Origin of the sequence: Agromyces mediolanus (assembly GCF_014648575.1) — a bacterium.
GTDB classification, from domain to species: domain Bacteria; phylum Actinomycetota; class Actinomycetes; order Actinomycetales; family Microbacteriaceae; genus Agromyces; species Agromyces mediolanus.
In genome coordinates, this window is record NZ_BMRJ01000001.1 from 559,449 (window position 1) to 571,998 (window position 12,550).

The window sequence follows — 12,550 nt, forward strand, 5'->3', positions numbered from 1 at the left end:
GCCGCGGGCGCCGCCGACCGTGGGGCGCTCGTCCAGGATCTCGCCGCTAGGATCGTGCGCATGTGTGGAATCGTCGGATACGTGGGCGCCCGTTCGAGCGTCGACGTCCTCATGGGTGGCCTGCGCCGCCTGGAATACCGTGGCTACGACTCGGCCGGGGTGGCCATCATCGGCGCCGAGGGCGAACTCGCCACGGCGAAGCGCGCCGGCAAGCTGAAGGTCCTCGCCGATGCGCTGGAGCAGCAGCCGCTCGAAGCGGGCGGCACCGGCATCGGGCACACCCGCTGGGCGACGCACGGCGGCCCGACCGACGCGAACGCGCACCCGCACCTCGCCGACGAGGGCCGGCTCGCGCTCATCCACAACGGCATCATCGAGAACTTCTCCGAGCTGAAGCAGGAGCTGCTCGACGAGGGCTTCGCCTTCGCCTCCGAGACCGACACCGAGGTCGCGGCCGTGCTGCTCGGCCGCGAAGTCCGTCGCACCGGCGACCTCCGCGCCGCGTTCCGCGCGACCGTGCAGCAGCTCGAGGGCGCGTTCACGCTCCTCGCCGTGCACCGCGACGAGCCGGGACTCGTCGTCGGCGCGCGCCGCAACTCGCCGCTCGTGCTCGGCCTCGGCGAGGGCGAGAACTTCCTCGGCTCCGACGTCGCCGCCTTCGTGGAGTTCACGAAGCGCGCGGTCGCCATCGGCCAGGACCAGATCGTCGAGCTCACCGCCGACGAGGTCCGCGTCACGGACTTCGAGGGCTCGCCCGTCGAGGTCGAGCCCTTCGAGGTCGCCTGGGACGCCTCCGCCGCCGAGAAGGGCGGCTGGTCCTCCTTCATGCGCAAGGAGGTGGCCGAGCAGCCCGAGGCCGTCGCCAACACCGTGCGCGGCCGCATCGCCGACGAGCAGGTCGTCATCCCCGAGCTCGAGGCGCTCGGCGACGAGGAGCTTCGCGCCGTCCGCCGCATCACGATCGTGGCCTGCGGCACCGCCTCCTACGCGGGCCTCGTCGCGAAGTACGCGATCGAGCAGTGGGCGCGCGTGCCCGTCGAGGTCGAGCTGAGCCACGAGTTCCGCTACCGCGAGCCGGTCATCGAGCAGGACACCCTCGTGCTCTCCATCAGCCAGTCCGGCGAGACGATGGACACGCTCATGGCCGTGAAGTACGCCCGCGAGATGGGCGCGAAGACGGTCTCGGTCTGCAACACGCAGGGCGCCACCATCCCGCGCGAGTCCGACGCGGTCGTCTACACGCACGCCGGGCCCGAGGTCGCCGTGGCCTCGACGAAGGCGTTCGTGGCGCAGATCACCGCCCTGTACCTCTTCGGCCTGCACCTCGCGCGCGTGCGCGGCACCCTGACGGACGGGCAGCTCGCCGCGCAGCTGCACGAGCTGCAGGCGGTGCCCGAGAAGCTCGCCTCGGTGCTCGAGGAGTCGGAGAAGGTCGCGCAGCTCGCGCACTGGATGGCCGACACCCGCTCCGTGCTCTTCCTCGGCCGTCACGTCGGCTACCCGATCGCCCTGGAGGGCGCGCTGAAGCTCAAGGAGCTCGCGTACATCCACGCCGAGGGCTTCGCCGCCGGCGAGCTGAAGCACGGGCCGATCGCCCTGATCGAGCCCGGTCAGCCGGTCTTCGTCGTGGTGCCGAGCCCGCGCCACCCGAACAGCCTGCACCCGAAGGTCGTCTCGAACATCCAGGAGATCCGCGCTCGCGGCGCGCGGGTCATCGCGATCGCCGAGGCCGGCGACGCGGCCGTGCTGCCCTTCGCCGACGAGGTCATCCGCATCCCGCTCGCCGCGCCCCTCTTCGAGCCGCTGCTCGCGGTGGTGCCGCTGCAGGTGTTCGCGATGGAGCTCGCGCAGGCCAAGGGCCTCGACGTGGACCAGCCGCGGAACCTCGCGAAGTCCGTGACGGTGGAGTGACCGGGAGCGTATGAACGACGGGGGCTGTGTGAGCGACGGAGCACGCGAGTGATCGCGGGCATCGGCATCGACGTGGTCGATCTGGACCGCTTCGAGCGGTCGATCCGTCGCACCCCGGCCCTCGTCGAGCGCCTGTTCGCCGAGAGCGAACGCGACCGCTCGCCGCGCTCGCTCGCGGCGCGCTTCGCGGCGAAGGAGGCGCTCATCAAGGCCCTCGGCGGGCACGCGGTGCTGCGCTGGCAGGAGATGCGGGTCGTGCAGGATGCCGACGGCAACCCCGGCTTCGAGGTCACCGGCGGGCTCGCCGCGCACCTCGAGGCGCTCGGCATCGACACGCTCCACCTCTCGATGAGCCACGACGCGGGCATCGCGAGCGCCTTCGTGGTGCTCGAACGGAGCGGGGGAGCGGGCGGATGACGGAGCGACCCTTCCGCGAGGCGCTGATCGACCTCGACGCCGTGACCGCGAACGTGCGCACCCTGGCCGAGCGGCTCGGCACCCCGGCCATGGCCGTCGTCAAGGCCGACGCCTACGGCCACGGCGCGGTGCCCGTCGCCCGCGCGGCGCTCGCCGGCGGGGCCGCCTGGCTCGGCACCGCCGACCTCGGCGAGGCCTTCGAGCTTCGCGCGGCCGGCATCGACGCACCGATCCTCGCCTGGCTGCACGATCCCGGCGCCGACTTCGGCCCCGCGATCGACGCCGGCATCGACCTCGGTCTCTCCGCCGAGGCGCAGCTGCACCGGGCTGCGGACGCCGCGCGCACCGCCGGCCGGCCCGCGGCGGTGCACCTGAAGATCGACACGGGCCTCAGGCGCAACGGCGTCCAGCCCGACGAGTGGGCCGGCGCCGTCGCGGCGGCCGCGCAGCTCGAGCGCGCGGGCCTCGTCCGCATCCGCGGCATCTTCAGCCACCTCGCGAACACCTCCGCCGAGGCCGACGCGGCTCAGCTCGCCGCATTCGAGCGCGCGCTCGCCGTGGCCGCCGAGGCGGGCCTGCGGCCCGAACTCCGGCACATCGCGTCGACCGCCGGGGCGCTCACCCGGCCCGAGGCGCGCTACGACCTCGTCCGGCTCGGCATCGCCTGCTACGGCATCCCGCCGTTCGCCGACGGCACGACCTCGGCCGAGCTCGGCCTCGTGCCGGTGATGACCCTCCGCGGCCGCGTCGCGGCGGTGCGGCGCATCGCCGCGGGCGACGGGGTGTCCTACGGGCACACCTGGCGCGCGGAGCGCCCCACCAAGCTCGCGCTCGTGCCGCTCGGCTACGCCGACGGCATCCCGCGGCAGGCCTCCGGCCGCGGCGAGGTGCTGCTCGCGGGCGCCCGCCGCCCCGTCGTGGGGCGGATCGCGATGGACCAGTTCCTCGTCGACGTCGGCGACGACGCCGTCGAGGTCGGCGACGAGGTCGTGCTCTTCGGCGATCCGGCGACCGGTGCCCCCTCGGCCGACGACTGGGGCGTCGCCGCCGACACGATCGGCTACGAGATCGTCACCCGGATCGGCCCGCGCGTGCCGCGCGGCTACCTCGGCGGCGCGTGATGCGGCTCGAGATCGCCGACACCGAGCAGATGGAGGCGTTCGGCCGACGGCTCGGCGCGGTGCTGCGCGCGGGCGACCTCGTGCTGCTCACGGGCCCGCTCGGCGCAGGCAAGACGACGCTCACCCGCGGGATCGGCGAGGGCCTCGGCATCCGCGGCCCCGTGCAGAGCCCGACCTTCGTGCTCGCCCGCACCCACCCGAGCCTCGTCGGCGGCGCGCCGCTCGTGCACGTCGACGCGTACCGGCTGCGCGATGCGCTCGAACTCGACGACCTCGACCTCGATTTCGACGGCTCCGTCGTCGTGGCCGAGTGGGCCGCCGGCCTCGTGGACGAGTCGCACCCCACCTGGCTCGAGGTCGTCATCGAACGGCGTACGGGTGCCGACGCCGGGTCGACGGCCGACGAGCTCGACCTCGAGGCCGACGAGCCCCGCACGCTCACCCTTCGCGGACCCCTCCTCGAGCGGATTCAGGAAGACGCGGCCGAGACGACCTAGTAGCGCGCGGCCCGGAGCGGATTCCAGGATGCCGAGACCGGCGCTCCCGTGCGAGCGGGGAGGGCGGGGCCCGTCGGCGAATAGGCTGGAGGCATGCTCCTCGCCATCGACACCTCGGCCGGCACGAGCGTCGCCGTGGTCGATCGCGACGGCGGCGTGCTCGAGCAGCGCGGCACCGCCGACGCGATGCGGCACGCCGAGGTCATCGGCGAACTGGTCGCCGAGACGCTCGCGGCCGCAGGCGTCGCGCCCGCTCGGCTCTCCGGCGTCGCGGTCGGCATGGGCCCCGGCCCGTACACGGGGCTCCGGGTCGGGATCGCCGCCGCGCGCGCGTTCGCGATCGGGATCGGGCGCCCGCTCGTGCCCGTACCGAGCCACGACGCCGTCGCCTGGGCGCGGCTCCGCGCCGGCGGTGCCTCCGCCGTGCAGGTCGTGACCGACGCGCGCCGCCGCGAGTTCGCCGTCTCCGAGTACCTCGGGCTCGACGCCGACGGCCTGCCGGTGCGCACGTCCGGCCCCGTGCTCGTGCCGCGCGACGAGGTGCCCGCATTCGAGGGGGCGCGGATCGACGCGGCCGAGGTGCCGGCCGGCGGCATCGGGATGCTCGCCGAGCTGGCCTTCGCGGCCGGGCGGCTGCCGCTCGCCGGCGACTCGGCCATCTACCTGCGCGAGCCCGACGTGACGCCGTCCGCAGGCAAGCGGGTGACCCGGTGAGCGTGCTGCTCCGCCGCGCGCGCCCGGACGACCTCGGCGCGATCATGCGGCTCGAGCGCGACACCTTCACCGACGACGCTTGGCCCGAGGACACGATGCGCCGCGAGCTCGCGAGCGAACACGGCTACTACCTGGTCGCGGTCGACGGTGAGACCGATGCGGCTGCCGCGCCCGACGCGGTCTTCGGCTACGCCGGGCTGCTCGCTCCGCGGGGGAGCGGGCAGGGCGACATCCAGACGATCGCCGTCGAGCCGGCCCACCGCGGTGCCGGCCTCGGCCGCGTGCTCATGCAGGCGCTCATCGCCGAGGCGCGCCGCCGCGAGGCCGTCCACGTCTTCCTCGAGGTGCGCGCCGACAACCCGGTCGCCCGCGGCCTGTACGCGTCCCTCGGCTTCACGGAGCTCGGCGTGCGGCCGCGCTACTACCGCAACGGCGTCGACGCGGTGCTGATGCGCCTCGAGGTGCCCCAGACCGTCACCCGCCCGGCCGACGCCCGCCCGGCCGACCCGATCGAGGAGACCCAGTCGTGAATCGCAGCACCCCGCTCGTGCTCGGCATCGAGACGAGCTGCGACGAGACCGGCGTCGGCGTCGTCCGCGGCACCGAGCTGCTCGCGAACACGATCGCCTCCTCCATGGACGAGCACGCGAGGTACGGCGGCGTCGTCCCCGAGGTCGCCGCGCGGGCGCACCTCGAGGCGCTCGAGCCGACGATCCGGCAGGCGCTCGCCGAGGCATCCGTCTCCCTCGACGAACTCGACGCGGTCGCGGTCACGAGCGGACCGGGCCTCGCCGGCGCGCTCATGGTCGGCGTGGGCGCGGCGAAGGCGCTCGCCGTGTCGCTGGGGGTGCCGATCTACGCGGTGAACCACCTCGTCGGTCACGTCGGCGCCGATCTGCTCGACACGGATGCCCCGCTCGAGACGCCCACGATCGCCCTGCTCGTCTCCGGCGGGCACACCTCGCTGCTGCTCGTGCGCGACCTCGTCTCCGACGTGGAGCTCCTCGGCGAGACCATCGACGACGCGGCCGGGGAGGCCTTCGACAAGGTGGCCCGGCTGCTCGGCCTGCCCTACCCGGGCGGCCCCGAGATCGATCGTGCCGCGGTCGGCGGCGACCCCGCCGCCATCCGCTTCCCCCGCGGGCTGACGAAGCCGAAGGACCTCGAACGGCACCGCTACGACTTCAGCTTCTCGGGCCTGAAGACCGCGGTCGCCCGCTGGGTCGAACAGCGCGAGGCCGCAGGCGAGCCCGTGCCGGTCGCCGACGTCGCCGCGAGCTTCCGGGAGGCCGTCGTCGACGTGCTGACGGCGAAGGCGGTCGACGCCTGCCGCGAGCTCGGCGTCCCGCGCCTCCTGCTCGGCGGCGGGGTCATCGCGAACGCCCGGCTGCGCGAGCTCGCCGCCGAACGCGCGGCGGCGGCCGGGATCGAGCTGCGCATCCCGCCGCTGTCGCTCTGCACCGACAACGGCGCGATGATCGCGGCCCTCGGCGCGCAGCTCATCATGGCCGGGCACGAGCCGTCCACGCTCGGCTTCGGGGCCGACTCGACGCTGCCGGTCACCGAGATCCAGGCCTGAAGCGGCGCCGGGGCGGCGCTCCGGCCCTCGCGCGCGGCTGAGGCCCGCGCTAGGCTTTCGGGAGAGGCCGGATGCCTCGGGGGGAAACTGCGCCCGAAGGGGCGCGACCGGGCAGCCGAGCACGAGGAGGGCCAGCGATGAGCGATCCCAGGCAGAACTCCGACCCGGCGTTCACGCCGGCGTCGGCCGACTTCGGCATGGCGACCTCGGCCACGCCGCCGGAAGACCCGATCGTCCCCAACTACGTCGACCAGGAGTCGCGCATCCCGGCGCCCGCCAAGACGAACACCCTCGCGGTCGTCTCGCTGGTCGCCTCGCTCGCGGGCCTGCTCACGGGCTTCGGCTTCCTCGTCGGCATCATCTGCGGGCACATCTCGCTCAGCCAGATCAAGAAGACCGGCGAGGAGGGCCGCGGCGCCGCGCTCGCCGGCACCATCATCGGCTACATCGGCATCGCGCTCTCCGTGATCGCGGTGATCGTGGTCATCATCGTGGTGGCGACCGCGGCCACCATGTCGAACGTCAGCGTCAGCGGCTGAGCGCCGGCCACGACCCCGAACCACCCGTCCCGCGCGCGACACGAGAGGCACGCACATGAGCGACCAGAACACCCCGCAGACTCCGGCCGAGCCCGAGCCGAACGCCGCCGGCACCCCCGAGGTGCCCTCGGCGCCCGAGCCGCCGGCCTCGCCCGAGCCTCCGGCGACGCCCGCCGCGCCCGAGCCGCCGGCCGCGCCGACCCCGCCGTCCTACGGCACGACCGAGGCCCCGGCGTACGGGGCCCAGCCGGCGCCCGCCGCCGCCCCGGCCCCGCCGGCGTACGGCGCGCCCGCCGGTGAGCAGCCCCCCGCGTACGGCCAGCAGCCCTACGGGCAGCAGCCCGCGTACGGCCATCAGCCGGCCTACGGTCAGCAGCAGCCGGGATACGGCCAGCAGCCGTACGGTCAGCCGCAGCAGCCCGCCTACGGCCAGCCGCAGGCCGGCTACGCCGCGTACGCGCCCGCCCCGGCGGCGCCGACGCCGACGCTGAGCATCATCTCGATGATCGGCGGCATCCTCGGTCTCGTCGGCAGCCTGTTCTACGGCTTCGGCGCGCTCTTCTCGATCGCGGCCGTCGTGCTCGGCTTCCTCGGCCGCAAGAAGGAGCCGGCGGCCAAGGGCTTCTGGCTCACCGGCCTCATCACCGGGTTCGTGGGCATCGCGCTCGGCCTGCTCTGGATCATCGGCATCGTGATCTTCTTCGTCGTGCTCGCGGCGTCGAGCAGCGGCTACGGCTACTGAGCGGAGCCGTCCTGTCCGAAACGAACGATCGCTCAGGGGTCCCGTCGGACGACGGGACCCCTGAGCGCTTCGACTCCGCCCGGCCGCTCGCGCCCTACGAGCCGGCCGAGCCGACCTTCCGCGGCGAGCCCGCCGTCCGCGAGGCGCTCCGCGGAGCGACGGGACGCCGGCGCCGCACGGGCGACGAGGGCGCACCGGGCGCCGCGACGGCGGAGCCGCGCCGACTCGACGAGCCGCCGACCGCGATCGAGCAGCGCGAGTACGAGGTGCCCGTCGACACCGGGCAGCTGCGCTCGCTCTCGACTGGGCAGCTGCTCCTCGTGCATCGGCCGCCGCTGCCCGAACCGGTCGAGCACGTCGACGTCGCCGACGATGACGACGCGCAGCGGCGGGTCTACAGCTGGATCTCGGTGATCACCGGCACGATCGGCGGCATCGCCTCCCTCTTCGTGGGCTGGATGCTGCCGGTCTCGCTCGCGGCGATCGTCTTCGGGGTGCTCGGGCTCCGCCGTGAGGAGCACGGCCGCTCGCTCGCCTTCGCCGGCATCGGCACCGGAGTCGGCGGGCTCGTGTTCTCCGCGGTGTGGATCGGCTACTACGCGATCGTCTTCGGCGCGCTCCCGCGCTGAGCCGGACGGGCCTCGACTCAGTCGGCGCGCTCGACGAGCAGCGCGATGTGGCGGCCGGCCTCGCGGGTCAGGATGATCGTCGCCGAGGCGCCCCCGGACAGCTTCAGCCGGGTGCGCAGCGCCGCCGGATCCACGTCGACCCCGCGCTTCTTGATCTCGAGGGTGCCGACGCCGCGGCTCGCGAGTTCCCGGCGGAGCTGGCGTTCGTCCGCAGGCAGTCGCTCCAGTACCCGGAACGCGCGGGCGAACGGCGTCTCGACCAGGCGGTCGCCGGTCAGGTAGGCGATGCCGTCGGAGAGCATGCGCGCGTCGAGGGAGCGGGCCAGGTCGCCGATCAAGCGGGCGCGGATGACGCCGCCGTCCGGCTCGTAGACGTAGGCGCCGAGCTCGCCGACCGGCTCGTCCGGGCTGTCCGCCGGGGCGGTGAGTTCGTGCGCCGCGCCGCCGCGGATGACGAGGGCCGCGCGGCCGACGCCCGGCCGGGCCAGCGCGCCGAGCCAGACGGCGAGCTCCACGACGTCGCCGTCGACCGAGACCCACTGCGCCTCTGCGCCCGCCGGGATGACCCCGCGGTCGGTGCCCGGGCCGAGCTTCACGCCGACGGGGAGCCGTTCGGAGAGTCCGAACGCGAAGTCGAGCGGCGGTGAGTAGTCCGAGGCATCCGCCAGCCGCCGGGTGCTGCCGCCCGAGGTGACCCGGCGCGCCGGGTCGAGCCAGGCGCCGCCGATGCCGCCGAGGGCGACCTCCTCGGCGCGCGCGTGCAGCACCGTCGCCTGCGGGAACGGGGTCAGGTTGTAGGCGGCGATCGCGGCGGTGACCTCGTCGGCGTCGGCCGCGGTGACCTCGAGCTCGATCGCGGCGAGCGCGAGGGCGTCGCCGCCGATGCCGCAGCCGAGGTCGGCGACGTGCGCGATCCCGGCGCGCGCGAAGCGACCCGCGTGCAGCGCCGCGACGTTCAGTCGCGTCGCCTGTTCGAGGCCGGGCTCGGTGAAGAGCATGCGCGAGGCGAACTCGCCGAACTTCGCCCGCCCCTTCGCGCGCAGCCTGGCCTGGCTCAGCACGGCCGCCACGAGGCCGGGTGCGTGGCCCTGCTTGCGGAGCGCCGCGACGGTCTTGACGACGTCGGCCTTCGCGTCCCATTCGCCGATCGAGTCGAGGAGGCGGAGCCCCTCCGGCGACAGCAGTTCCACGAGTTCGGCGCGATCCACCCGGCCACGCTAGCACCCGGGGTTCCCCGGTCGGCGCGATGCAGCGCCGGCACGAGGCGGCCACGCTAGCACCCGGGGTTCCCCGGTCGGCGCGATGCAGCGCCGGCACGAGGCGGCCACGCTAGCACCCGGGGTTCCCCGGTTGAGCCGTGCGCTGGCACTCACGTTGCACGAGTGCCAGATCCACCCTAGACTTTGGTTAGCACTCTCGTTCCGAGGCTGCTAACCCAGTCTTCCAAGACAGTCGTCATCTAGAAAAGGGGTCAACCGTGTCGGTTTCCATCAAGCCGCTCGAGGATCGCATCGTCATCAAGCAGGTCGAGGCCGAGCAGACCACTGCGTCTGGCCTCGTCATCCCCGACACCGCCAAGGAGAAGCCGCAGGAGGGCGAGGTCGTCGCCGTCGGCCCCGGCCGCATCGACGACAACGGCAACCGCGTGCCGCTCGACGTCGCCGTCGGCGACCGCGTGCTCTACTCGAAGTACGGCGGCACCGAGGTCAAGTTCGGCGCCGACGAGTTCCTCGTGCTCTCGGCCCGCGACGTCCTCGCGGTCGTTGTCCGCTGACCTTCAGCACCGCTCGCAACGGCCCGGATGCCTCGTGCATCCGGGCCGTTCCGCGTTCCCGGGGCCCGCGGCATCCGGGAACGTCGCCGGCCGGGCGTAGGCTGAGCCGGTGAACAGCCCAGCCGACCGCCCTGCCGAGACGGTCGGCGCACCATCCGCGGGTCGCGCTGCGAGCGGCCGCTCCCCGCTCAGCGGCTCGGGGCTCGGCTACGCCGTCTCCGCCTACGTGCTCTGGGGCTTCCTGCCGGTCTACTTCATCGCGCTCGCGCCGAGCGGGCCCGTCGAGATCGTGGCCTGGCGCATCCTGCTCTCGCTCGTCTTCTGCGCGCTGCTGCTCGCCGTGACCCGCGGGTGGCGCGCGTTCTGGGCGCTCCTGCGCGACCGCCGGGTGCTCTTCACGATGGGGGCCGCGGGCGTGCTCATCTTCGTGAACTGGCTGACCTACGTCTACGCCGCCGTGTCGGGCCAGGTCGTCGAAGCCGCGCTCGGCTACTTCATCAACCCGATCGTCACCGTCTTCCTCGGCGTGCTCGTGCTGCGCGAGCGGCTCAGCGTCATGCAGTGGGTCGCGGTCGGCATCAGCATCGTCGCGGTCGTCGTGCTCGCGGTCGGGCACGGGCAGTTCCCCTGGATCGCGCTGCTGCTCGCCTTCTCCTTCGGCTTCTACGGCCTCATCAAGAAGCGCGTCGGCCACCGGGTCGACGCGGTGTCCGGGCTCACCCTCGAGACGCTCTGGCTCGCGCCCGTGGCCGCCGGCCTGCTCTGGTGGGTCGCCGCGACCGGCGGGCTCACCATGGGCGCGGTGAGCGCCTGGCACACGGTGCTCCTGGTCTGCGCCGGCGCCGTGACCGCGGTGCCGCTGCTGCTGTTCGCCGCCGCCTCGCGCCGGCTTCCGCTCATCCACCTCGGCTTCATCCAGTACTTCGCCCCGTTCATCCAGTTCCTCGTCGGCGTGCTCATCCTGCGCGAGCCGATGCCGCTCGAACGCTGGATCGGTTTCGCCCTCGTCTGGGTCGCCCTCGTCGTGCTGACGATCGACCTCGTGCGGAACGCCAGGGCGGCCCGCAAGCTCGTCCCCGAGCCCGTCTGATCCGAGCGCCCGAAGGGGCCGCGGCGCACGGATGCTGCGTCGGAACGGGTCCCGAGGTCGGCGCACGCACGATGAACGCGGTGTTACGCGGTTGTGACCGGCATCCCTTGTTTCCACGTTGGCCGGGCAATACTGTCAAGACCACGGCGTCATCTGACGCATCGATCTGTCCGAATCCTTAGTCCCAAGGAGCACCATGAGCGTATTCGCGAAGGCCACGGCCAAGCGCGGTGCACGCGGAATCTGGACGGGGGTCGCCCTCGCCGGCGCCGCCGCCCTCCTTCTCTCCGCTTGCACGAGCGGCGGCGGCAGCACCACCGCCCCGACCGAGGAGCCGGCCGACACGGGCGACGCCCTGCCCATCGAGGCGGGCCCGCGCGATCTCACCCTGAAGGTCGGTCAGCTCGCGCCCCAGTCGGGCAGCCTCGCCGTCCTGGGCCCGCCCCAGATCGCCGCGGCGAAGCTCGCGGTCGACGACATCAACAAGGCCGACCTCGGCATCACGCTCGAGCTCGTCCTCCGCGACGAGGGCGACACCTCGATCGACGTCGCCACGGGCTCGGTCACCGACCTGCTCTCGCAGGGCGTCTCGGCCATCTCGGGTGCTGCCGCGTCGGCGCAGACGCGCAACATCTACGAGCAGGTCACGAGCGCCGGCGTGGTGCTGATGTCGCCGTCGAACACCGGTCTCGACCTGTCGACGATCGACGACAACGACCTCTACTGGCGCACGGCGCCCTCCGACCTGCTGCAGGGCGAGGTGCTGGGCAACCTGATCGCCGAGGACGGCAACAGCACCCTCGGCATCATCTTCCAGAACGACGCCTACGGCACCGGCTTCGCCGAGACGACGAAGAAGGCGTTCGAGAGCGCCGGCGGCGAGGTCGTCGCGGAGTCCTCGTACAACACGGGCGACACCAACTTCACCACGCAGATCTCCGACGTGACGGCGCAGTCGCCCGACGCGATCGCGATCATCTCGTTCGACCAGGCGAAGATCATCATCCCGGAGCTCGTCGGCGGCGGCTTCCCGGGCGACAAGATCTACCTGACCGACGGAAACCGGCTCGACTACAGCGACGTGTTCGCCCCCGGCCTGATCAAGGGCGCGAAGGCGACCACCCCGGGTCTCGACCTGGCGACGCTCGGCGACTTCACCGACCGTCTCCTCGAGGTCGACCCGTCGCTGACCGACTTCACCTACGCGGCGGAGTCGTACGACAACATCGTGCTGTTCGCGCTCGCGGCCTACGCTGCGAACGACACCAGCGGCACGAAGATCGCCGAGTACCTCCGTCAGATCTCCGGCTCGAGCGGCGACGGCGAGAAGGTGACCGACTTCGCGCAGGGCGCCGCCCTGCTGGAGAAGGGCGAGCAGATCGACTACGACGGTCTCTCCGGTCCTATCACCTTCGATGAGAACGGCGACCCGACCGGCGCCACGATCGGCATCTACGAGTACCAGGACGACAACACCTCGACGCGCGTCAACTAGTCGGCGGTGGAAGGCCCCGGCGAGCGTTCCGCTCGCCGGGGC

The 12,550-nt window shown here is 73.2% G+C and carries 14 protein-coding genes; 13 read left to right on the top strand and 1 reads right to left on the bottom strand.

The genetic code is table 11. From position 1 onward, the window contains the following. Window positions 1-60: 60 nt before the first annotated feature. The 10 genes from glmS to IEY71_RS02655 all read left to right on the top strand — a co-directional run bounded on the left by glmS (window position 61) and on the right by IEY71_RS02655 (window position 8,149). Entirely contained in the window at window positions 61-1,911 is a 1,851-nt protein-coding gene (glmS, locus tag IEY71_RS02610) for a glutamine--fructose-6-phosphate transaminase (isomerizing) (protein WP_189083739.1), read from the top strand. A 48-nt stretch (window positions 1,912-1,959) separates the two neighbouring features. Continuing rightward, complete coding sequence (locus IEY71_RS02615) at window positions 1,960-2,328, top strand: holo-ACP synthase (protein WP_189083740.1); 369 nt, start codon at window positions 1,960-1,962, stop codon at window positions 2,326-2,328. After that, window positions 2,325-3,449, top strand: a complete 1,125-nt coding sequence (gene alr / locus IEY71_RS02620; protein WP_189083741.1) for an alanine racemase — start codon at window positions 2,325-2,327, stop codon at window positions 3,447-3,449. The genes IEY71_RS02615 and alr overlap by 4 nt, the downstream gene beginning before the upstream one ends. After that, a complete protein-coding gene (gene tsaE / locus IEY71_RS02625; protein ID WP_189083742.1) occupies window positions 3,449-3,946 on the top strand; it encodes a tRNA (adenosine(37)-N6)-threonylcarbamoyltransferase complex ATPase subunit type 1 TsaE in 498 nt (165 codons plus the stop codon). Before alr ends, tsaE begins: the two co-directional genes overlap by 1 nt. 93 nt (window positions 3,947-4,039) lie before the next feature. Further along, window positions 4,040-4,660: a tRNA (adenosine(37)-N6)-threonylcarbamoyltransferase complex dimerization subunit type 1 TsaB gene (gene tsaB, locus IEY71_RS02630; RefSeq protein WP_189083743.1), complete on the top strand. Its 621-nt coding sequence runs from the start codon at window positions 4,040-4,042 to the stop codon at window positions 4,658-4,660. Further along, the gene (rimI, locus tag IEY71_RS02635; protein WP_229781493.1) at window positions 4,657-5,190 is read left to right on the top strand and encodes a ribosomal protein S18-alanine N-acetyltransferase; all 534 of its coding nucleotides are present in this window, start codon (window positions 4,657-4,659) and stop codon (window positions 5,188-5,190) included. The genes tsaB and rimI overlap by 4 nt, the downstream gene beginning before the upstream one ends. Continuing rightward, window positions 5,187-6,239, top strand: a complete 1,053-nt coding sequence (gene tsaD / locus IEY71_RS02640; RefSeq protein WP_189083744.1) for a tRNA (adenosine(37)-N6)-threonylcarbamoyltransferase complex transferase subunit TsaD — start codon at window positions 5,187-5,189, stop codon at window positions 6,237-6,239. Before rimI ends, tsaD begins: the two co-directional genes overlap by 4 nt. Window positions 6,240-6,376: 137 nt before the next feature. Beyond that, window positions 6,377-6,778 (top strand): DUF4190 domain-containing protein, encoded by a 402-nt coding sequence (locus IEY71_RS02645; RefSeq protein ID WP_229781494.1) that lies wholly within the window; start codon window positions 6,377-6,379, stop codon window positions 6,776-6,778. 55 nt (window positions 6,779-6,833) lie between these two features. Next, complete coding sequence (locus IEY71_RS02650) at window positions 6,834-7,520, top strand: DUF4190 domain-containing protein (RefSeq protein ID WP_189083745.1); 687 nt, start codon at window positions 6,834-6,836, stop codon at window positions 7,518-7,520. Between the two features lie 266 nt (window positions 7,521-7,786). Further along, complete coding sequence (locus IEY71_RS02655) at window positions 7,787-8,149, top strand: hypothetical protein (RefSeq protein WP_189083746.1); 363 nt, start codon at window positions 7,787-7,789, stop codon at window positions 8,147-8,149. Window positions 8,150-8,166: 17 nt separating this feature from the next. Here IEY71_RS02655 and IEY71_RS02660 read toward each other — a convergent pair whose 3' ends face one another. Further along, window positions 8,167-9,357 carry a class I SAM-dependent methyltransferase gene (locus IEY71_RS02660; protein WP_189083747.1) on the bottom strand — a complete coding sequence of 397 codons (1,191 nt, stop codon included), beginning with the start codon at window positions 9,355-9,357 and terminating at the stop codon, window positions 8,167-8,169. Between the two features lie 269 nt (window positions 9,358-9,626). Between IEY71_RS02660 and groES the strand changes: the two genes are divergently transcribed. The 3 genes from groES to IEY71_RS02675 all read left to right on the top strand — a co-directional run bounded on the left by groES (window position 9,627) and on the right by IEY71_RS02675 (window position 12,508). Continuing rightward, entirely contained in the window at window positions 9,627-9,923 is a 297-nt protein-coding gene (gene groES, locus IEY71_RS02665) for a co-chaperone GroES (protein ID WP_017203655.1), read from the top strand. A 109-nt stretch (window positions 9,924-10,032) separates the two neighbouring features. Continuing rightward, the gene (gene rarD / locus IEY71_RS02670; RefSeq protein ID WP_189083748.1) at window positions 10,033-11,013 is read left to right on the top strand and encodes an EamA family transporter RarD; all 981 of its coding nucleotides are present in this window, start codon (window positions 10,033-10,035) and stop codon (window positions 11,011-11,013) included. A gap of 196 nt (window positions 11,014-11,209) precedes the next feature. Next, on the top strand, window positions 11,210-12,508 hold the full coding sequence (locus IEY71_RS02675) for an ABC transporter substrate-binding protein (protein ID WP_189083749.1): 1,299 nt from the start codon (window positions 11,210-11,212) through the stop codon (window positions 12,506-12,508). Window positions 12,509-12,550: the final 42 nt, after the last annotated feature.